We start from the raw sequence: 21,532 nt of genomic DNA on the forward strand, positions 1-21,532 counted from the left end.
CCCCTCCCAAGAGAGAGGCTTCTTTTGCTAAAACAACGAATTATTACCGCATTGCTACTGGTTCCCCTGGTGTTGGGGGCGCTGTTTTTTCTGCCGTTGAAATTCTTTGCCCTGTTGGCATCCCTGGTATTTCTGTTGGCCAGCCGCGAGTGGAGCGGCTTTGTCTCTGCCAAGCCGCAGCAGTGGCTGCCGCTGGTGTACTGCCTGCTGCTCGGGGCCAGCCTGTTCTGGCTGCCGGTGGAGCAGCTGTGGACTCCTCATCTGCATCCGCTGGTGATGGGCGTGCTCTGGACCGCCGTCAGCTGGTGGCTGCTGGGGCTGCTGCTGGTGTTGCGCTATCCCCAGAGCGCCAAGCTGTGGAAGGAGTCCATCTGGCTCAAGTCCCTGTTCGGTCTGGTGACTCTGGTCCCCTTCTTCTGGTCCCTGGTGGCCATCCGTGGTTACAACTTCTATCACGACCCCATGATGGGGGCCTGGATCCTGCTGTTCGTGATGGGACTGGTCTGGGCGGCAGATTCTGGCGCGTATTTTTTCGGCAAGGCGTTCGGCAAGCACAAGCTGGCACCGGCCGTGAGCCCCGGCAAAACCATCGAAGGCATGTGTGGCGGCCTGTTTACCGCCAGCCTGCTGGCGGTCGGGGTGACCTGGTTCATGGGCTTCGTGCCCGCCAAGATGGCCATTGTGCTGTTCTGCTCCTTGCTGGCGGTGCTGGCCTCGGTGCTCGGCGATCTCACCGAGAGCATGTTCAAGCGCGAAGCCGGCATCAAGGATTCAGGCACTCTGCTGCCCGGCCACGGTGGCATCCTCGACCGGATTGACAGCCTGACCGCCGCGCTGCCGGTGTTCCTGCTCAGCTATCTGCTGCTCAGCCAGGAGTTTTGATGCTCAGCCTGATGCGTCTGCCTGCGGCGGGCGCCATCCATTCGTCATACAGCGGGAGTTTTGATGCATAACCTGGTGATTCTGGGAGCCTCCGGCTCCATCGGTCAGAGTACGCTCAAGGTACTGCGGCACAATCCGGGGCGCTGGCAGGTGCTGGCGCTGACCGCGGCCCGCAGCGTGGAGGCCATGCTGCGCGACTGCCTCGAATTCTCTCCCCGCTTCGCCGTCATGGTGGACGAGGCCGCCGCCAGCGAGCTGGCCGCTCAACTCAAGACCCACGGCAGCGCGACTCGTGTCATGGCTGGCCCGGCCGCCCTGTGCGAAGTGGCCGCTCACCCCGATGCCCACAGCGTGATGGCCGCCATCGTCGGCGCCGCCGGGCTTGCGCCCACCATGGCTGCGGTGCGTGCCGGCAAGCGCATCCTGCTGGCCAACAAGGAGGCCCTGGTGATGTCCGGCGCCTTCTTCATGGAGGCGGTACGCGAGCACGGCGCCGAGCTGCTGCCCATCGACAGCGAACACAACGCCATTTTCCAGTGCCTGCCCGAGGCCATCCAGCGCCAGCCGGGCTTTTGCGATCTGGCGGGGGCGGGGATCAGCAAGATCCTGCTGACCGGCTCCGGCGGCCCGTTCCGCTACACCGACATCGGCGAGCTGGCCCATGTCACCCCGGCCCAGGCCATCGCCCATCCCAACTGGTCCATGGGGGCCAAGATCTCGGTCGACTCCGCCACCATGATCAACAAGGGGCTGGAGTATATCGAGGCGCGCTGGCTGTTCAACGCGGCGCCCGAGCAGATCCAGGTGGTGATCCATCCCCAGTCGGTCATCCACTCCATGGTGCAGTACAAGGACGGCTCCGTGCTGGCTCAGCTCGGCAACCCGGACATGTGCACCCCCATCGCCCACGCCCTGGCCTATCCGGCTCGGGTCGAGTCCGGTGTGGAACCTTTGGACTTCTTCAGTGTCGGAGAGTTCAGCTTTATCCGTCCCGACTATGAGCGCTATCCCTGTCTGCAGCTTGCCATGCATGCCTGTCAGCAGGGTCAGGCCGCGACCACGGCCCTCAATGCCGCCAACGAAGAGGCCGTAGCGGCTTTTCTTGCAGAGCGGATCGGTTTTATGGATATTGCCAGAGTCAATGAGGCCACCATGCTCGCCCTGGGCGGTACGGCGGCCGGTTCGCTGGACGATTTGATTGCGCTGGATGGGGCGGCCCGTGCCCGTGCTCACAATTTGATTGAGGAGCTTAGCTGATGAGAGCTGTTTCGTGGCATTGTGCTGCCTTCACCCTGATTGTCGGAGACAGGACCATGCATGAAAGCGAGGTGATGGGCTGATGGGCGGTGTGTTGTGGAACATCGGTGCCTTTATCGTCGCCCTCGGGCTGCTGGTTGCGGTACATGAATTCGGCCACTTCTGGGTGGCCCGTCGTTGCGGCGTCAAGGTCGAACGTTTCTCCATCGGTTTCGGCAAGGCCATCTGGCGTCGGCTCGGCAAGGATGGCACCGAGTATGTGCTGGCCCTGATCCCCCTCGGCGGTTACGTCAAGATGCTGGACGGCCGGGTGGACGAGCTCAAGCCCGGTGACGAGCAATACGCTTTCAATCACAAGAGCGTCTGGGCGCGGATGGCCATCGTCGCTGCCGGCCCCATGGCCAACTTCGTGTTTGCCCTATTTGCCCTCTGGCTGATGTTCATGATCGGCGTGCCCGCCGTCAAACCCGTGGTGGGCGAGGTGCGTCCCGCCTCCATCGTGGCGACGGCCGGGGTTGAGCCCGGCATGGAGATCGTCGGCGTCGGCGGCGAGGAGACCGGTGACTGGGAGAGCGTGACCTATGCCCTCATCAGCCACCTTGGCGATGACTCGGTCCAGCTCAAGCTCAAGGCGGCCAACACCAGCTATGAGGTGGACAAGACCCTGCAGCTGGCCGGCTGGAAGTTTGACCCCGACAAGGAGTCTCCCATCGGCAGCCTGGGCATAGTGCCGCTCGGTGGCAAGGTGCTGCCGGTGGTCGATGCGGTGGTGGCCGCGAGCGCCAGCGAGAAGGCCGGCGTTCAGGCGGGCGATCGCATCAAGCGGGTAGGGGAGCAGGAGATCACCGAGTGGGCCCAGTTTGTCCACCAGGTGCAGCAGTCGCCCCAGCAGCCGCTTGAGGTGACCGTCGAGCGGGCGGGCAGCGAGCTGACCCTGACCCTGACGCCGGATGCCAAGAAGGTGCGGGGCCAGCTGGTCGGTTTCGTCGGCCTGTCGCCGCAACTGGTTCCATTACCGGATGAGTATCGGATTCTGTTACAGTATGGGCCTTTGCAAGCCCTGTGGCAGGGCGCCCAGAAGACCTGGAGCCTGACCACCCTGACCTTCGACATGATCGGCAAGCTGATCGGTGGCATCGTCTCGCTGGACAACCTGAGCGGCCCCATCTCCATTGCCAAGGGCGCGGGCAGCAGTGCCGACTACGGTCTGGTCTACTTTCTCGGCTTTCTGGCGCTGATCAGCGTCAACCTGGGGATCATCAACCTGTTCCCCCTGCCGGTGCTGGACGGTGGCCATCTGGTCTACTTCCTCATCGAGGCGGTCACCGGCAAGCCGGTATCAGAAAAAATTCAGGAAGTGGGTTTCCGGATTGGCGCCGCCATTCTGATGTTACTGATGGGTATTGCGCTGTTTAATGATTTCGCTCGCCTCTGAGGCCAGAGCATCAACAAGGACACATAAGAACAAAATGGCTGTTAAAAAAGCATTGGTGTTGAGTTGCCTGCTGGGTGCCAGTTTCCTGGCCCAGGCGGCCCCTGCCTCTTTTGTGGTGCAAGATATTCAGGTTGAAGGTCTGCAGCGGGTGACCCTGGGTGCCGCCCTGCTGAACCTGCCGATCCGGGTGGGCGATTCCGTCGATTCCGTGACGCTGGCCAACGCCATCAAGAAGCTCTATGCCTCCGGCAACTTCGAGGACGTCAAGGTCTACCGCGACGGCCAGGTGCTGCAAGTGGCGGTCAAAGAGCGGCCGACCATCTCCAGCATCGAGTTTTCCGGCAACAAGGATATCAAGGAAGAGCAGCTGACCCAGAGCCTGGAGTCCTCCGGCATCCGGGTGGGTGATCCGCTGGATCGCACCGTGCTGAGCTCCCTCGAGAAGGGGCTGGAAGATTTCTACTACGGCGTGGGCAAGTACTCCGCCAAGGTCAAGGCCATCGTCACCCCGTTGCCGCGCAACCGGGTCGACCTAAAGTTCACCTTCGTGGAAGGGGAAGCGGCCAAGATCCAGCAGATCAACATCGTCGGCAACAACGTGTTCCCGGAAGAGAAGCTGCTGGCTCAGCTCTCCCTCAAGGACGACGTGCCCTGGTGGAACTTCACCGGTGACCAGCGCTACCAGAAGCAGAAGCTGGCCGGCGACATCGAAACTCTGCGCTCCTACTACATGGACCGCGGTTACATCCGCTTTACTCAGGAGTCGACCCAGGTCTCCATGACCCCGGACAAGAAGGGGGTCTACGTCACCCTCAACGTCAAGGAAGGGGATCAGTACAAGGTGTCCGGCATCCAGCTCAAGGGCGATCTGATCGACCGCGGTGGCGAGATGAAGGGGCTCATTCCCATCGAGACCGGCAGCATCTACTCCGCCAGTCAGGTGACCCACACCGAAGAGGTGCTCTCCAAGTTCCTCGGTCGCTACGGCTACGCCTACCCGAAAGTGGTCACCTTCCCGCAGGTCAACGACCAGACCAAGGAAGTGGAGCTCATCGTCAACATCGAGCCGGGCCCCCGCGTCTATGTGCGCAACATTAACTTCACCGGTAACGTCACTACCAAGGACGAAGTGCTGCGCCGTGAGATGCGTCAGATGGAAGGCACTTGGCTCTCTTCCGACAGCGTTGAGCAGTCCAAGACCCGTCTCAACCGCCTCGGCTTCTTCGAAACCGCCGAAGTGGACACCAAGCGGGTGCCGGGCAGCGATGATCAGGTCGATCTGGACTTCAAGGTCAAGGAGCAGCCGGCCGGTTCCATCAATGCCGGCGTGGGCTACGGTACCGAATCTGGCCTGAGCCTGCAGGCGGGCCTGCAGCAGGACAACTTCATGGGGACCGGCAAGAAGATCGGCATCTCCGCCAGTACCAACAAATACTCCAAGAGCGTCGACCTCAGCTACAACGATCCCTACTTCACCGTGGATGGGGTTAGCCTCGGCGGTCGTCTCTACTACAACCAGTTCAGTGCGGCCGACGCCAACATCGTGGACTACGAGAACACCACCATCGGCTTCCGCCTCTCCAGTGGTTTCCCGGTCAACGAGAACAACCGTCTCGACTTCAGCCTCGGGGTCGAAAACAACAAACTGTCCCAGCCCAACCCCTATCTGCAGGTGGATGAGTTCTGGAAGGTGTACAGCGAGAACAAGGATGGCGACAACCGCATGGTGTTCAACACCGTCGACGTCACCGCCGGCTGGACCCGTTCCACCCTCAACAAGGGCCAGTTCCCGACTGCCGGTGACCGTCAGCGGGTCAACGCCAAGGTGACCGTGCCGGGCATGGATCTGCAGTACTTCAAGCTCAACGCCGAAGACGCGCACTACTTCCCGTTCGATGCGGATCACAAGTGGGTGCTGATGGCCAAGGCGCGAGCCTCCTACGGCAACGGCTACGGCAGCAACGGCAGCTATGACCACGTATTGCCGTTCTTCGAGAACTACTTCGCCGGTGGTTTCGACACCCTGCGCGGCTTCAAGAGCAATACCGTGGGTCCGAAGGCGCTCTACTACTACAACCTGAGCGGCAACGACGTCATCCAGGGCACCGACAGCTCGGTGGGCGGCAACGCCCTGGCGGTCGCTTCCCTCGAGATGATAGTGCCGACGCCGTTTGCGTCCGAGACCTATCAGCCGCAACTGCGGACCAGCTTCTTCATCGATGCCGGCTCCGTGTGGGATACCACCTTCGACTATGACCAGTACCGCAACCGTTGCTTCAGCGGCTGCAACTATCTGGCCGACTACTCGGATCCGACCAACTACCGCGCCTCGGCCGGTCTGTCGCTGCAGTGGCTCTCCCCGATGGGCCCGCTGGTGTTCGCGATTGCCCGTCCGCTCAAGCAGTACGAGGGCGACCGGACCGAGTTCTTCTCATTCAACATCGGCCGTACCTTCTAAGGACGGACTCTGCCCCCACCCAGCGGTGGGGGTATTCAATGATGGGACGCGCAGCTTGCGTGCCTCACCAGGTAACAAGTCGGTCCGGGTACCACTTGCATAATCAGGTAAATCAGGTAGCCCTCACATGAGGGAACAAGGAGTAAGTGTGAATAAAGCGTTGAAAGTAGCTGGTTTGAGTTTTGCACTGATGGCTGCCGGCATGGGCTCCGCCTTGGCCGAGACCAAGATCGCCGTGGTCGACATGGGCGAAGTATTCCAAAAGCTGCCCCAGCGTGAAGCAGTCTCCAAGAAGCTGAAAGGCGAATTCGAGCCGCGCATGCGTGAGCTGCAGAAGCTGGAATCCGACGGTCAGAAACTGGTCGAGAAGTTCAAGAAGGACGAAGCCTTCATGAGCGCCGAGCAGAAGAAGCAGAACCAGGAGAAGCTGGCCAAGCTGCAGATGGAGTTCAACCAGAAGCGTCAGGCGTTTGAACAGGACAACGGTCGCCGTCAGTCCGAAGAGCGCAACAAGATCCTGACCAAGGTGCAGGCTGCCATCGATTCCATCGCCAAGAGCAATGGTTACGATCTGGTGCTGGAGCGCAATGCCGCCCCGTACGCCGCCAGCAAGCTGGACATCTCTGCCCAGGTTATTTCTCAGGTAAGCAAGAGCAACTAATTGATGGCATTCACTCTCGCACAGCTGGCCCAGCAACTGGGGGCCCAGGTCCATGGCGACGGAACCCTGGAAATCCGCAAGGTAGCGACACTGGAAAAGGCCGGGGAGGGGGATATCACCTTCCTGTCCAATAAAAAGTACCGGCATTATCTGGAGCAGAGCAAGGCGACCGCCGTGCTCATCACAGAAGCGGATCTGCCATTTTGTCCCACCAATGCCCTGGTGCTCAAAGACCCCTATGTGGGCTTTGCCCGGGTAGCCCAACTGCTGGACACCACCCCGCAGCCGGCCACGGATATCCATCCGAGCGCCGTCATCGCGGCGGACGTGCAACTGGGCGAGAGAGTGGCCATCGGGGCCAATGCGGTGATCGAATCCGGCGTGGTGCTGGGGGATGATGTGCGCATCGGTCCGGGCTGTTTCGTTGGCAAGAATACCCGACTGGGAGCTCGCTCCCGGTTGTGGGCCAACGTTACCCTGTATCACAACATCACCATGGGCACCGACTGTCTGGTTCAATCCGGCACAGTGATCGGGGCCGATGGGTTCGGTTATGCCAACGAGCGCGGCGAGTGGATCAAGATCCCCCAGCTCGGCGGCGTGACCATCGGCAACCGGGTCGAAATCGGTGCCTGCACCACCATCGACCGCGGCGCGCTGGAAGATACCCGCATCGCTGACAACGTCATCATCGACAACCAGTGCCAGATCGCCCACAACGTCGAGATCGGCTACGGCACCGCCGTGGCGGGCTCCACCGTGATGGCAGGTAGTCTCAAGGTCGGCAAATACTGTATCATTGGCGGCGCCTCCGTCTTTAACGGGCACATGGAGATCTGCGACCAGGCCACCGTTACCGGCATGGCCATGGTGATGCGACCCATTACCGAGCCCGGTGTCTACTCTTCCGGCATCCCCCTGCAAACCAATAAAGAGTGGCGCAAGACCGCCGCCCGGGTGATGCGTATCGAAGAGATGCACAAGCGGTTGAGCAAGCTTGAGAAGAAGCTGGACCAAGAATAATCACGATTGGTATAGGGTACTGTTTTGACTACTGAAAAGAAAAGCCTGGGTATCCAGGAAATAATGGATCTGCTGCCCCACCGTTATCCGTTCCTGATGGTGGACAAGGTGGAAAACTACGAGATCAGCGATGAGCGCAAGACCTTGCGTGCCATCAAGAACGTCTCGTTCAACGAGCCGATCTTTCAGGGCCACTTCCCGGCCAAGCCGGTGTTCCCCGGCGTGCTGATCCTGGAAGCCATGGCACAGGCCACCGGTATCCTGGCGTTTACCATGGTGGGCAAGCCGTCTCCCAACGAACTCTATTACTTTGCCTCAATCGACAACGCTCGTTTCAAGCGTCCGGTAGGCCCCGGCGACCAGCTGGTGCTCGACGTGGAATTCCTGAAAGAGCGTCGCGGTATTGCCAAGTTCACCGGTGTGGCCACGGTCAACGGTGAAGTGGTCTGTACCGCCGAGCTGATGTGCGCCAAACGCGAGGTTTAACACACGTGATCGACCAGACTGCCATCATTCACGATACTGCCGTCGTCCATGAGTCTGCCGTCATCGGTAAAGGGGTTGAAATCGGCCCCTTTTCTGTCATCGGTGCCGAGGTGGAAATCGGCGACAACACCTGGGTCAGCTCCCATGTGGTGATCAAGGGCCCGACCAAGATTGGTCGTGGCAACAAGATCTTCCAGCACACCTCCATCGGTGAGGATTGCCAGGACAAGAAGTACGCCGGCGAGCGCACCTTCCTCGAGATCGGCGACAACAACGTCTTTCGCGAGAACTGCACCGTGCACCGCGGCACCATCCAGGATCAGTCCCTGACCAGGATCGGCAGCGGCAACCTGTTCATGGTCAACGTTCACGTTGCCCACGACTGCATCATTGGTGACAACTGCATCTTCGCCAACAACGCGACCCTGGCGGGCCACGTGGTGATCGGCGATTTCGTGATCTTCGGCGGTCTCTCCGCGATCCACCAGTTCGGCCGCGTCGGCTCCCACGCCTTCGTCGGTGGCTGCGCCGCCCTCAACAAGGACGTGCCGCCCTACGTGATGGCCGCCGGCAACTACGCCAAGCCGTTCGGGGTCAACTCCGAGGGGCTGCGTCGCCGCGGTTATACGCCTGAGGCCATCTCCGCCGTCAAGCGCGCCTACAAAGAGATCTTCCGCTCCGGCAAGACCATCGAAGAGGTGCTGCCGGTGCTGACTGAGATGGCGCAAGCCGAGCCGGCCATCCAGCTCTACGTGGATTTCCTCAAAGATAACGAGCGCGGGATCATCCGTGCCTGATCCCGTTCGTATCGGTATCGTCGCCGGAGAGGTTTCCGGCGACATTCTGGCTGCCGGCCTGGTGCGCGAGCTGCAGGCCCGCTACCCGGACGCCCAGTTCGAAGGGATCGCCGGGCCGCGCATGCAGGCCCTCGGCGTCAAGGCGCTGTTCGAGATGGAAGAGCTTTCCGTCATGGGGATCACCGAGGTGCTGGGCCGTCTGCCGCGCATTCTCAAGGTCCGCCGCGAACTGCTGCGCCACTTCATCGCCAATCCACCCGACATCTTCATCGGAGTGGATGCACCGGATTTCAATATCGGGGTGGAGCTCAAACTGCGCCGCGCCGGTATCAAAACGGTTCACTACGTCAGCCCCTCGGTGTGGGCCTGGCGCCAGAACCGCATTCACAAGATCAAGGCCGCCACCGACATGGTGCTCGCCTTCCTGCCGTTCGAGAAAGCCTTCTACGACCGCTTCGATGCCCCTTGCCGTTTCGTCGGCCACACCATGGCGGACGACATCCCGCTGGTGCCGGATCAGGCTGCGGTGCGTAGAACCCTCGGCATCGACGCCAACCGACGCTGGCTGGCGGTGCTGCCGGGCAGTCGCAGCGCCGAGGTGGGCTTTATGTCGCCCCTGTTTCTCGAGGCCTGCAAGCACCTGACGGTGCGCTATCCGGATCTCGGTTTCATCGTGCCGCTGGTCAACCAGAAGCGGCGCGAGCAGTTCCTGGCCATCAAGGCCGAGCTGGCGCCGGATCTCGACATGGTGCTGCTGGAAGGGCAGGGCCGTGAGGCGATGATCGCCGCCGACGTGGTGATGCTGGCCTCCGGCACCGCGGCGCTTGAAGCCATGCTGGTGAAAAAGCCGATGGTGGTGGGCTACAAGCTTAAGCCGTTCAGCTACTGGCTGGCCCAGCGGCTGGTGAAGACCGAATTCGTCTCCCTGCCCAACCTGCTGGCCGGTCGCATGCTGGTGCCCGAGCTCATCCAGCACGAATGCACCCCGGAGAATCTGGTGGTCGAGGTGAGCAAGTTCTTCGAGCACGACAACAGCGCGCTGGTGAACACCTTCACCGAGCTGCACCAGCTCATCCGCTGCAACGCGGATCAGCAGGCGGCCGAAGCGGTGGCCGAGCTGCTCGGCAGATAACTTCCGGGCGGCCGCAGGGGCTGCGCCAACGTGACGCCAGGCCCTGCGGGGCCTGTTTTGATTCAAGGCTACAAGATGATGATCGATATTCCTGACGACAGGCTGGTTGCCGGTGTGGACGAGGTGGGCCGTGGCCCGCTGGTGGGTGACGTGGTCACCGCCGCGGTGATTCTTGACCCGGCCAATCCCATCATCGGGCTGAACGACTCCAAGAAGCTCTCCGAGAAGAAGCGGCTCGCCCTGTTTGACGAGATCAAAGAGAAGGCGCTGGCCTGGTCCGTCGGCCGTGCCAGCCCGGCGGAGATCGACGAGCTCAACATCCTGCACGCCACCATGCTGGCGATGCAGCGCGCCGTGGCGGGGCTCTCCATCGCGCCCGAGCTGGTCTTCATCGACGGCAACCGCTGCCCAAGCTTGTCGATGGAGGCCCGCGCCGTGGTCAAGGGCGACAGCCTGGTGGCTGCCATCAGCGCCGCCTCGATCCTCGCCAAGGTGACTCGCGATGCGGAGATGACCGAGCTGGACAGCCGTCATCCCGAGTACGGTTTCGCCCGCCACAAGGGCTATCCGACCGCGGAGCACCTCGCCATCCTGGCCGAGCGCGGCCCGCTGCCCGAATATCGCAAAAGTTTCAAACCGGTGCGTCGCGCACTGGGGATCGAATAGACCATGCAATTTAGTCCGAGCAACGAGAGGGGATGACGATGGCTGAACCCCGTTTTATCCACCTGCGGGTCCACTCCGACTTCTCCATGGTCGACGGCCTGCAGAAGATCAATCCCATCGTCGGTGCGGCGGCAGCCAACAACATGCCGGCGCTGGCGCTGACCGACCAGATGAACATGTGTGGCCTGGTGCGCTTCTACGGCGCCGCCCACGGCAAGGGCGTCAAGCCCATCGTCGGGGCCGACTTCTGGGTGCAGAGTGACGAGCTCGGCGACGAGCAGTTCCGTCTCACCCTGCTCGCCATGGACAACGACGGCTACCAGAACATCACATTGCTCATCTCCCGCGGCTATCAGCGCGGTCACGTGCAGGGGCGCCCGGTCATCGACAAGGCCTGGCTGGCCGAGCACGCCAAGGGAGTGATCGTGCTCTCCGGCGGGCGCGAGGGGGACGTGGGCAAGTTCCTGCTCAAGGGCAACCGGCAGATGACCGAGCAGTGTCTCGCCTTCTATCAGACCCACTTCCCCGACGCCTATTATCTGGAGCTGCTGCGCACCGGCCGCCCCGATGAAGAGGTCTACCTGCACATGGCGGTGGCGATTGCCACCGAGTTTGCGCTGCCGGTGGTGGCCACCAACGAGGTGGTATTCCTCACCGCCGATGACTTCGATGCCCACGAGATCCGGGTCGCCATCCACGACGGCTATACCCTGATGGACAAGCGCCGGCCGCGTCGCTACAGCCCGCAGCAGTATCTGCGCAGCCAGGAGGAGATGGCGGAGCTGTTTGCCGACATCCCCGAGGCGCTGGAGAACACGGTGGAGATCGCCAAGCGCTGCAACGTGACGGTGCGCCTCGGCGAATACTTCCTGCCCAACTTCCCGACCGGTGACATGACCACCGAAGACTTCCTGGTCATGAAGTCGAAAGAGGGGCTGGAGGAGCGGCTGGAATTCTTGTTCCCGGATCCGGCGGTGCGGGCCGAGCGTCGTCCCGAGTATGACGAGCGGCTCGACATCGAGCTCAAAGTGATCAACCAGATGGGCTTCCCGGGTTACTTCCTCATCGTGATGGAGTTTATCCAGTGGTCCAAGGACAACGGCATCCCCGTTGGCCCAGGCCGGGGCTCGGGGGCGGGTTCCCTGGTGGCCTACGCCCTCAAGATCACCGATCTGGATCCGCTGGAATTTGACCTGCTGTTCGAACGTTTCCTGAACCCCGAGCGGGTATCCATGCCCGACTTTGACGTCGACTTCTGCATGGACAGGCGCGACGAGGTGATCGACCACGTCTCCGAGATGTACGGTCGGGAAGCGGTATCGCAGATCATCACCTTCGGCAGCATGGCGGCCAAGGCGGTGGTGCGGGACGTGGGCCGGGTGCTGGGCCATGCCTACGGCTTCGTCGATCGTATCTCCAAGCTGATCCCGCCGGATCCGGGTATGACGCTCGCCAAGGCGTTCGAGGCCGAACCCAAGCTGCCCGAGCTCTACGAGCAGGACGAGGAGGTCAAGGACCTCATCGACATGGCACGCCGCCTGGAAGGGGTGGTGCGCAACGCCGGCAAACACGCCGGCGGCGTGGTGATCGCGCCCACCAAGATCACCGACTTCGCGCCGCTCTACTGCGATGACGAAGGCCATCACCCGGTCACCCAGTTCGACAAGAACGACGTGGAGTACGCCGGGCTGGTGAAGTTCGACTTCCTCGGCCTGCGCACGCTCACCATCATCGACTGGGCGCTCGGCATGATTAACCCGCGCCTTGCCAAAGAGGGCAAGCCGCCGGTCGACATCGCCGCCATCCCCATCGACGACAAGCGCTCGTTCGACCTGCTGCAGCGCTACGAGACCACCGCGGTATTCCAGCTGGAATCTCGCGGCATGAAGGATCTCATCAAGCGGCTGCAGCCTGACTGCTTCGAAGACATGATCGCACTGGTGGCGCTGTTTCGCCCGGGCCCGCTGCAGTCGGGCATGGTGGACAACTTCATCGAGCGCAAGCACGGCAAGGAGGCCATCTCCTATCCGGACGAGAAGTGGCAGCACGAGAGCCTGCAGCCGATCCTCGAGCCCACCTACGGCATCATCCTCTATCAGGAGCAGGTGATGCAGATTGCCCAGACCCTGGCGGGTTATACGCTGGGTGGTGCGGACATGCTGCGCCGGGCGATGGGCAAGAAAAAACCCGAAGAGATGGCCAAGCAACGGGCCGGCTTCGAGGAGGGCGCGGTCAAGAACGGCGTCGACGGCGAGCTGGCGATGAAGATCTTCGATCTGGTGGAGAAGTTTGCAGGCTACGGCTTCAACAAATCCCACTCTGCCGCCTATGCGCTGGTCTCCTACCAGACCCTCTGGCTCAAGACCCACTTCCCGGCGGAGTTCATGGCGGCGGTGATGACTGCCGACATGGACAACACCGACAAGATAGTGACCCTGGTGGACGAGTGCCAGCGGATGGGGTTGACCGTGATCCCGCCGGACGTGAACACCGGTCGCTACCGCTTCAGCGTCAACGAAGACGGCCATATCGTCTACGGCATCGGCGCGGTGAAGGGGGTGGGGGAAGGCCCCATCGATGCGATTCTGGAAGCGCGGGATCGGGACGGGCCGTTTCGCGATCTGTTCGACTTCTGCAACCGGGTCGATATCAAGAAGCTCAACAAGCGGGTGATGGAGAAGCTCATTCTCTCCGGCGCCATGGACCGGCTCGGCCCCCACCGCGCCGCCCTGATGGCGACCCTGGAGGAGGCGATGCGCGCCGCCGAGCAGCACGCCAAGGCGCAGGCGGTGGGTCAGGTCGACATGTTCGGCGTGCTCACCGAAGAGATAGACGACGTCAAGAAGGCGTTCGCCAACGTGCCACACTGGCCTGACAAAGTGTGGCTGGAAGGGGAGCGCGAGACCCTCGGTCTCTACCTCACCGGTCACCCCATCAACCAGTACAGCGGCGAGCTGCGTCGTTATACCTCGGGCCGGCTGTGCGATCTGCACCCCACCTCCCGCGATACCGTGACCACGGCCGCCGGCTTGGTGATTGCGGCGCGCAGCATGGTGACCAAGCGTGGCAACAAGATGGGGATCTTCACCCTGGACGACCGTTCCGGTCGCCTCGATGTGACCCTGTTCAGTGAAGCGCTGGAAAAGTATGAAGAATTGATGCAAAAAGACCGTATTTTGGTGGTTTCTGGACAGGTCAGCTTTGATGACTTCTCCGGTGGCCTTAAAATGTCGGCCCGTGAATTACTGGATATCAACGATGCGAGAGAGCGTTTTGCCAGAGCGATCCGCATCTCTCTCGATGAACAGCAGATTGATGATCGTTTTTTCCCGCGTTTGTGCGAGATTTTGGAACCCGCCCGTGCCGGAGTTTGTCCGGTTCAGGTAAACTATCGTCGCCCCGGCTCCCGGGTGCGATTGACGCTCGGTACCGAGTGGCGGGTGACGCCCACCGATCAACTGATAGATGACTTGCGCGTCCTGCTTGGACGAGAGCGGGTTGAATTGGTTTTTGATTAGAGGATCTATAGTCCCTATGAGTCTTTTTCTGGATTTTGAACAGCCGATCGCCGAGTTGCAGGCGCAGATTGACGAACTCCGTCATGTGAGTGAAGGCAATCACGCCGTGGATCTTAAAGAAGAGATCCGTCGGCTGGAGAAGAAAAACGAAGAGCTGACCAAGAAGATCTTCGGCGATCTGGGGGCCTGGCAGGTATCCCAGATGGCGCGTCATCCCCAGCGCCCCTATACCCTCGACTACATCGAGCACATCTTCACCGACTTCGACGAGCTGGCCGGCGATCGCGCCTATGCTGATGACAAGGCCATCGTCGGCGGTATCGCCCGTCTCGACGGCGAGCCGGTGATGGTCATCGGCCACCAGAAGGGGCGCGAGACCAAGGAGAAGATCAAGCGCAACTTCGGCATGCCGCGCCCGGAAGGGTATCGCAAGGCCCTGCGCCTGATGGAGATGGCCGAGCGCTTCAAGATGCCGATCATCACCTTCATCGACACCCCGGGCGCCTATCCTGGCGTCGGTGCCGAAGAGCGCGGCCAGTCCGAGGCGATTGCCCGCAACCTGAAAGTGATGGCCGGTCTGACCGTGCCGGTGGTCTGCACCGTGATCGGTGAAGGCGGCTCCGGCGGCGCCCTGGCCATCGGTGTCGGCGATCGCGTCAACATGCTGCAGTACTCCACCTACTCGGTCATCTCGCCGGAAGGGTGCGCCTCCATTCTGTGGAAGAGCGCCGACAAGGCGCCGGTCGCGGCCGATGCCATGGGCATCACCGCCCAGCGTCTGAAGGAGCTGAAACTCATCGACAACATCGTCGAGGAGCCGCTCGGTGGCGCCCACCGCAATGTGGAAAAGATGGCCAAGCGCCTGAAAGACCGCATTCAGCAGGATCTGAACGCCCTGCGTCCGCTCGAGACCGAGCAGCTGCTGGAGCAGCGTTACCAGCGCCTGCTGGGCTACGGCTACTGCTAAGCCCGCTTTGGTGTCGCACCAGGCTGGAAGGCCCCCGCTCTGCGGGGGCCTTCTTTTTTTGGGCGAGAGTTTGGCGAGAGCGGGGCAGTGAAAAATCCTGTTCATATGGATACCTGTTGGCACGATGTTTGCCGAAAACCCCCCTGTTGGATCAATTCAACGGCGATTTGTGGCCAAAAAAAGTGGGATCCCGCTCCCGTTTTGCTTAAAGTGATTGTTTCCGATCGACCCGATCGGCATGCCCGCAAGGACGCTCTGCGGACGTAAACAGGCCAGCCCGGCCTGACTCACAGGAATGTTCACCTTCCCGGCGGCCCAGTCTTGTGCAGTACCCTGCTGCGTCCAGCCGCCCCGGTGTTACGTCACTCTCATCGTGCATCGTCTCCATCTGCAGCGAGTGAATCATGAGCGAATCGGTTTTTGAGATCCATGACTGGACCCTGAGCGTCGACGACAACATGCTGTGTCGTCCGGACCGCGAGGTCTACCTCGAGCCCCGGCTGGTCAATCTGTTGCGCTTCCTGGCCAGCAACGCCGGCACGGTATTTGGGCGTGACTGCCTGATCAACGAGGTGTGGGATGGCGCCGAAGTGACCGATCAGGTGGTGACCCAGTCCATCTTCGAGCTGCGCAAGATCCTCAAAGACGGTCGCAACGATGCCGCCGACTACATAGTCACTGTGCCCAAGCGCGGCTACAAGCTGGTGGCGCCGGTGCGGCCGCTGCAAGTGGTGTCGGTGGTGATGGCGCCAGCCGGTGACGAGATCCTGAGCGATCTGAGCCCGCCGCTGGCGGAGGAGGACGCGGAGGCCGTGGTCACGGCGGCCCCGTTCCCGGCCGGCCCGCTGACCCGGGCCATCTCGAGCCACGCCCAGGATGGCCGCAGCCGCTGGAAGATGATCGGCTTCGATGTCTTCGTGGCGGTGATCCTGGTCTCCATCGTCAGCCTGCTCAGCTATCAGCACGCCAGCCCCCAGGTGCACTCCATGCTGGATCCCGACCTGCTGGTATTTCGCTTTCACTCCAGCATGGATGGCAGCAACGAGAACGTGCGCCTGGCCGACGGTATCACCCGCGCCCTGATGGGGGAGGTGGCCGCTGCCACGCCGCTGCGGGTGCAGTATGGGGCCAACACCCTGATGGGGGGTATCCTGCCCGGCAAGGAGCTGAGTGTGCGGGTCTCCCGCCAGCCGGGGGGCACCTATCTCGATCTGGAGTACCGCAATATCAACACCAACCGGGTGCTGTTCAGCCACCAGTACCAGCTCAGCCGTCACAATGTGCACGGGGTATTGCAGGCGAGCAGCCAGGATCTGCTGCGCGCCCTCGATCAGCCGGACGTGCTGCCCGGCATGGGCTGGCCGACGGATGACGGGGCGCTGATGGCCATGATGGAGGCGCACTACTACATCAACAGCCAGGATCCGGTAGCCCTCAGGCGCGGCGTCGAGTTGCTCGACAAGTCGCTGGCCAGTCAGCCGGATCAGCCGCTGCTGCTGGCAGAGCGTTATCTGGCCGGGGAGGCGCTGGCGACCCTGACGGGGACGCCCCAGAGTGAGCGCCTGCAGGGCATCGGTGCCCATCTGGCCAGCGTGGTACGGGATCAGGCCGCCCTGCCGGCCCGGGTCTGGGAGGCCCTCACCTTGCAGGCGATCCTGAACGGGCAGCAGCAGGAGGCTACCCGCCTGCTGGCCGAGGCCGCCAGCCGGGGCCGCTCCGTGCTCTATCACATTCTGCGCGGCAAGCTGGCCGAGCTGGATGGTCGCCCCGAGGCGGCGGGGGATGCCTACAGCCAGGCCTTCCTGATGGAGGCGACCGAGCAGACCTATCTGCTCTGCCAGCAACTCGGTTTTTACAGCAATATGGAAACCCTCACCCCGGCCCTGTTCAATGCCCTTGGCCAGAGCAAGGTGAAGCTGTTCTGACTCCCGTCGGGGCCATCCTGGCCCTGTCGCCAAAGCGGCGCTCACCGCCGGTTGCCTAGGGGCGCCGGCGGGTGCACCGCCTGACATCATCTCTCAGCCGTACCCATCCCAATCCCAGGCCTGCCCCGTGCAGGCATAAGCCATGATTGCCACCATCCTTGGCGCCAGCATCGAACCGCCGAACCTCTGAATCATCCAACCGCCGAACTGGCGCCGGTGTTTACCGTGCTGTGGGCACTCAAGGTGCCCGACCTCAGCCTTGATATTGTCTTGAGCCTGGAGCGCGGCGAGGTTGTGGTCGCCAGCCGGTGCCTGTTGCCGCGGCCGGGTACTGGCATGGCACTACCGACCGAAGGCGAGAGCGTGCCCACGGCAGAGGGAGGAGCAAAAACATCTAGCAAAAGGGGCTGTGCGAACCCGTCTGCCGGGCATGGCCGGACTCGGTGGGTCATGAGTGACGCTCTTTCTGCCGTTGAGCCCCTCAGAAAAATATCAAGGCGTGCCGACTGGCGCTCATCGGCCGCATCAAGGGGGGCGGTCGATATCAAGGTTTTATCAAGGTGCTTGATGGCACATCAGCCAATTGATTGTTTTTAAAGTGTTTTTATCGATTCAGACTGACCGGTCGAAAAAGTTCACTCATGTTTTTATCCCTTAGCTGGTCTTTATGTTTTCCGGGGCCGAGGAGCCTAGTCTGTGGCCATTGGTTGGCGGGAGGCTCCGCCAAGCGTGTGTTTGATGCCTTAATATCGACCCGGAGATTTTATGTCCCTAGATACGAGCAAGAAGATCGGCCTTGTCGCCTGTACAGGTGTGGTGGCCGGCAACATGATGGGGAGCGGTATTGCACTGCTGCCCTCGGCCCTGGCCACCATAGGTTCCATCTCTGTGTTCAGCTGGGCCATCTGCCTGGTCGGCGCCATGGGGCTGGCCTTCGTGTTTGCCCGCCTTGCCACCAAGAACCCGCAAGAGGGTGGCCCCATCGCCTACGCCGGCGAGATCTCTCCGGTGTTCGGTTTCCAGACCGGCGTGCTCTACTACCACGCCAACTGGATCGGTAACCTGGCTATCGCCATCACCGGCGTCTCCTACCTCTCCGTGTTCTTCCCCATTCTCAACAGCCCGATCCCGGCCGCCGCGGCCACCATCGCCGCCGTCTGGATCTTCACCTTCGTCAACCTGCTTGGCGGCAGCTGGGTGAGCCGGCTCTGTACTTTGGGGCTGGTGCTGATCCTGTTGCCGGTAGTGGGTACTGCCGTGATGGGCTGGGGCCATTTTGATGCCACCGTCTACAGCCAGAACTGGAACACCACCAGCGGCAGCGACCTGCATGCGGTCATCAGCGCCGTGCTGATCTGCCTCTGGTCCTTCGTGGGCGTCGAGTCCGCCGCCGTCTCTTCCGGCATGGTGAAGAACCCCAAGCGCACCGTACCGCTCGCCACCATGCTGGGTACCGGTATCGCGGGGATCATCTACATCCTCTCCACCCAGGTGATCAGCGGCATGTTCCCGGCCGGTGAAGTGGCTGCCTCCGGTGCGCCGTTTGCCATGGCCTCTTCCGCCATCTTCGGCAGCTGGTCTGCGCCGTTCGTCTCCGCCTTCACCGCGCTGGCCTGCTTCACCTCGCTGGGTTCCTGGATGATGCTGGTGGGCGAGGCGGGCAAGCGTGCCGCCCACGACGGCAACTTCCCGAAAATCTACGGCGAAGTGGACAAGAACGGCGTCGCCAAGAAGGGTCTGATCCTGGGCTCCCTCAAGATGACTGCGCTGATGGTCGGCCTGACCGCTTTCACCTCCCAGTCCGCCCACGCCGCCGATCTCTTCAACGTGCTGACCACAGATGCGGTGCTGCTGACCATGCTGCCCTACTTCTACTCCAGCATTAACCTGATCCGTTTTGAAGGCATGACCTCCCGCAGCATCGGCGCCATGATCTTCTCCGGTGTCGCCTGCGTGTTCTGCCTGGTGGCCCTGATGGGTGCCAAGGGTTCCAACCTCACCGCGACCTTCGTGGTGTCGCTCATCATCCTGATGTTCTACGCCAAGAAACAGGGTCTGCGTCAGCACGACGCCCTGCTCAAAGAGCAGACCAGCCACTAATTCCGTTTTCCTTTTCCGAGCGCTCTTCACTCACCATCCCTGATGGAGAGCGCCCCATCACGTGTGGAGCATTACGATGAACATCATTGCCATCCTCAACCACCTGGGCGTTTTCTTCAAAGAAGAACCCATTCGCCAGCTGCAAGCCTCCCTCGAGCGCAAGGGTTTCGAGGTTGTTTATCCGGTCGACGTGGCCGACCTGTTGAAGCTGATTGAGAAGAACCCCCGCGTTTGCGGCGCCATCTTCGACTGGGACAAATACTCCCTGGGCCTGTGCAAGGAGATCCACGATCGCAACGAGAAGCTGCCGATCTTCGCCTTCGCCAACGACCAGTCCACCCTGGACATTCACCTGACCGACCTGCGTCTGAACGTGCACTTCTTCGAGTACCGTCTCGGCATGGCCGACGACATCGCCCTCAAGATGGGTCAGGCCACCCAGGAGTACCAGGACGCCATTCTGCCGCCGTTCACCAAGGCGCTGTTCAAGTACGTGGAAGAGGGCAAGTACACCTTCTGTACTCCGGGTCACATGGGCGGTACCGCCTTCCAGATGAGCCCGGCCGGCAGCATCTTCTATGACTTCTATGGCCCGAACGCGTTCAAGGCCGATGTCTCCATCTCCATGCCGGAGCTGGGCTCCCTGCTGGATCACTCGGGTCCGCACAAGGAAGCCGAAGAGTACATCGCCCGTACCTTCAACGCCGATCGCTCCTACATCGTCACCAACGGCACCTCCACCGCCAACAAGATCGTCGGCATGTACTCGGCGCCGGCCGGCAGCACTGTGCTGGTGGACCGCAACTGCCACAAGTCGCTCACTCACCTGATGATGATGAACGACGTGACTCCGCTCTACTTCCGTCCGACCCGCAACGCCTACGGCATTCTGGGCGGCATCCCGCAGAGCGAATTCAGCCGCGAAACCATCGCCGCCAAGGTCGCCGCCACCCCGGGTGCCCAGGCGCCGCGCTACGCCGTGATCACCAACTCCACCTATGACGGCCTGCTCTACAACACCGGCTTCATCAAGGAGGCGCTGGACACCCCTTACATTCACTTCGACAGTGCCTGGGTGCCCTACACCAACTTCAGCCCGATCTACGAAGGCAAGTGCGGCATGAGCGGCGAAGCCATGCCGGGCAAGGTGTTCTACGAAACCCAGTCCACCCACAAGCTGCTGGCGGCCTTCTCCCAGGCCTCGATGATCCACATCAAGGGCGACGTGGAGGAAGAGACCTTCAACGAAGCCTTCATGATGCACACCTCCACCTCGCCGCAGTACGGCATCGTGGCTTCGACCGAGATCTCCGCCGCCATGATGCGGGGCAACACCGGCAAGCGGTTGATCAAGGACTCCATCGATCGCGCCATCTCCTTCCGCAAAGAGATCAAGCGCCTGCGTGAGCAGAGTGAAGGCTGGTTCTTCGACGTATGGCAGCCGGATGACATCGACACCGTCGAGTGCTGGAAGCTGGATCCGAAAGATGACTGGCACGGTTTCAAGGACATCGACGATGACCACATGTACCTGGATCCCATCAAGGTCACCCTGCTGACCCCGGGCATGGGCCGCAATGGTCAGCTGCTGGAGAACGGCATCCCGGCTTCGCTGGTCTCCAAGTTCCTGGACGAGCGCGGCATCGTGGTGGAGAAGACCGGCCCCTACAACCTGCTGTTCCTGTTCTCCATCGGTATCGATCAGTCCAAGGCGATGCAGCTGCTGCGCGCCCTGACCGAGTTCAAGCGCGGTTACGATCTGAACCTGACCATCAAGAGCATACTGCCGAGCCTCTATCGCGAAGACCCGAGCTTCTACGAAGGGATGCGCATCCAGGAGCTGGCGCAGCGGATTCACGAGCTGACCAGCAAGTACCGTCTGCCGGAGCTGATGTTCAAGGCGTTCGATGTGCTGCCGGAGATGAAGATGACTCCGCACGCCGCCTGGCAGCAAGAGCTGGCCGGCAACGTGGTGGAAGTGCCGCTGCGCGACATGGTGGACCGCATCAGCGCCAACATGATCCTGCCGTACCCGCCGGGAGTACCGCTGGTGCTGCCGGGCGAGATGGTGACCCAGGATTCCCTGCCGGTGCTCGAGTTCCTCGAGATGCTGTGCGAGATCGGCGCCCACTACCCGGGCTTCGAGACCGACATCCACGGCCTCTATCGTCAGGCCGATGGCAGCTACACCGTCAAGGTGCTGCGCTAAGCGAGAGTGACAACAA

The 21,532-nt window shown here is 61.7% G+C and carries 15 protein-coding genes; all 15 read left to right on the forward strand.

Annotated features, from left to right (window positions below; genetic code table 11):
- Window positions 1-24 precede the first annotated feature (24 nt).
- The 15 genes from AHA_RS05945 to AHA_RS06015 all read left to right on the forward strand — a co-directional run bounded on the left by AHA_RS05945 (window position 25) and on the right by AHA_RS06015 (window position 21,516).
- Window positions 25-882, forward strand: a complete 858-nt coding sequence (locus tag AHA_RS05945) for a phosphatidate cytidylyltransferase (protein ID WP_005303453.1) — start codon at window positions 25-27, stop codon at window positions 880-882.
- 63 nt (window positions 883-945) lie between these two features.
- Window positions 946-2,139, forward strand: coding sequence for a 1-deoxy-D-xylulose-5-phosphate reductoisomerase (gene ispC / locus AHA_RS05950; RefSeq protein ID WP_011705098.1), 1,194 nt, complete (start codon window positions 946-948; stop codon window positions 2,137-2,139).
- An 82-nt stretch (window positions 2,140-2,221) separates the two neighbouring features.
- A complete protein-coding gene (rseP, locus tag AHA_RS05955) occupies window positions 2,222-3,574 on the forward strand; it encodes a sigma E protease regulator RseP (RefSeq protein ID WP_011705099.1) in 1,353 nt (450 codons plus the stop codon).
- A 34-nt stretch (window positions 3,575-3,608) separates the two neighbouring features.
- Entirely contained in the window at window positions 3,609-6,032 is a 2,424-nt protein-coding gene (bamA, locus tag AHA_RS05960) for an outer membrane protein assembly factor BamA (protein WP_011705100.1), read from the forward strand.
- A 148-nt stretch (window positions 6,033-6,180) separates the two neighbouring features.
- A complete protein-coding gene (locus tag AHA_RS05965; RefSeq protein WP_011705101.1) occupies window positions 6,181-6,693 on the forward strand; it encodes an OmpH family outer membrane protein in 513 nt (170 codons plus the stop codon).
- Window positions 6,694-6,696: 3 nt separating this feature from the next.
- Window positions 6,697-7,716: a UDP-3-O-(3-hydroxymyristoyl)glucosamine N-acyltransferase gene (gene lpxD, locus AHA_RS05970; RefSeq protein WP_011705102.1), complete on the forward strand. Its 1,020-nt coding sequence runs from the start codon at window positions 6,697-6,699 to the stop codon at window positions 7,714-7,716.
- Window positions 7,717-7,740: 24 nt separating this feature from the next.
- On the forward strand, window positions 7,741-8,202 hold the full coding sequence (fabZ, locus tag AHA_RS05975; RefSeq protein WP_010634777.1) for a 3-hydroxyacyl-ACP dehydratase FabZ: 462 nt from the start codon (window positions 7,741-7,743) through the stop codon (window positions 8,200-8,202).
- Window positions 8,203-8,207: 5 nt separating this feature from the next.
- Window positions 8,208-8,999, forward strand: coding sequence for an acyl-ACP--UDP-N-acetylglucosamine O-acyltransferase (gene lpxA, locus AHA_RS05980; RefSeq protein ID WP_011705103.1), 792 nt, complete (start codon window positions 8,208-8,210; stop codon window positions 8,997-8,999).
- Window positions 8,992-10,131: a lipid-A-disaccharide synthase gene (lpxB, locus tag AHA_RS05985; protein WP_011705104.1), complete on the forward strand. Its 1,140-nt coding sequence runs from the start codon at window positions 8,992-8,994 to the stop codon at window positions 10,129-10,131. The genes lpxA and lpxB overlap by 8 nt, the downstream gene beginning before the upstream one ends.
- A gap of 75 nt (window positions 10,132-10,206) precedes the next feature.
- A complete protein-coding gene (rnhB, locus tag AHA_RS05990) occupies window positions 10,207-10,797 on the forward strand; it encodes a ribonuclease HII (RefSeq protein WP_164927570.1) in 591 nt (196 codons plus the stop codon).
- A gap of 38 nt (window positions 10,798-10,835) precedes the next feature.
- Entirely contained in the window at window positions 10,836-14,315 is a 3,480-nt protein-coding gene (dnaE, locus tag AHA_RS05995; protein ID WP_011705106.1) for a DNA polymerase III subunit alpha, read from the forward strand.
- A 16-nt stretch (window positions 14,316-14,331) separates the two neighbouring features.
- Window positions 14,332-15,282: an acetyl-CoA carboxylase carboxyl transferase subunit alpha gene (gene accA, locus AHA_RS06000; protein WP_016349878.1), complete on the forward strand. Its 951-nt coding sequence runs from the start codon at window positions 14,332-14,334 to the stop codon at window positions 15,280-15,282.
- A gap of 404 nt (window positions 15,283-15,686) precedes the next feature.
- On the forward strand, window positions 15,687-17,207 hold the full coding sequence (cadC, locus tag AHA_RS06005) for a lysine decarboxylation/transport transcriptional activator CadC (protein WP_011705108.1): 1,521 nt from the start codon (window positions 15,687-15,689) through the stop codon (window positions 17,205-17,207).
- Window positions 17,208-17,972: 765 nt separating this feature from the next.
- A complete protein-coding gene (gene cadB / locus AHA_RS06010; protein WP_011705109.1) occupies window positions 17,973-19,307 on the forward strand; it encodes a cadaverine/lysine antiporter in 1,335 nt (444 codons plus the stop codon).
- 76 nt (window positions 19,308-19,383) lie between these two features.
- Complete coding sequence (locus AHA_RS06015; protein ID WP_011705110.1) at window positions 19,384-21,516, forward strand: lysine decarboxylase CadA; 2,133 nt, start codon at window positions 19,384-19,386, stop codon at window positions 21,514-21,516.
- Window positions 21,517-21,532 lie beyond the last annotated feature (16 nt).

The organism is Aeromonas hydrophila subsp. hydrophila ATCC 7966 (genome assembly GCF_000014805.1).
GTDB lineage: Bacteria > Pseudomonadota > Gammaproteobacteria > Enterobacterales > Aeromonadaceae > Aeromonas > Aeromonas hydrophila.